This is a genomic window from Frankia sp. AgB32 (genome assembly GCF_023243045.1).
Taxonomy (GTDB): domain Bacteria; phylum Actinomycetota; class Actinomycetes; order Frankiales; family Frankiaceae; genus Frankia.
The window spans coordinates 1-394 of sequence record NZ_JALKFX010000180.1; the positions used below are offsets into that span (position 1 = coordinate 1).

The 394-nt window shown below is 60.2% G+C and carries 1 protein-coding gene; it reads left to right on the forward strand.

Annotated elements, in window-relative coordinates:
• Positions 1–67 precede the first annotated feature (67 nt).
• The gene (locus MXD60_RS26325) at positions 68–358 is read left to right on the forward strand and encodes a transposase (RefSeq protein ID WP_248822397.1); all 291 of its coding nucleotides are present in this window, start codon (positions 68–70) and stop codon (positions 356–358) included.
• Positions 359–394: the final 36 nt, after the last annotated feature.

Below are 394 nucleotides of genomic sequence, written 5' to 3' on the forward strand. Positions count from 1 at the left end.
TGAGGTGCCCCGTTAATTCCGGACAGGGGCCTCTACTAGAATAGGGGCAGTCCGGAGGAGATCATAGTTGACACAAAAGCGTAGAAAGTACTCGCCCGAGTTCAAGGACGAGGCAGTGAAGATGGTGATCGAGACTTCTCGCCCGACCGCCGACGTCGCACGTGAACTCGACGTACTCGAGGGAACGCTCGGAGCCTGGGTCGCCACCTACCGGCGTGCCCATGCCGGCGAGGCGCCTCCGCCGACCGTCGATGACAGTGTCCGGGTACGCGAACCTGAACGACGGAACCGTGAGCTGAGCATGGAGAACGAGTTCCTGAAAAAATGCGCGGCGTACTTCGCCAAGGATCATCGGTGAGCGACACGTTCGAGTTCATCGATGCGGAGTACGCCG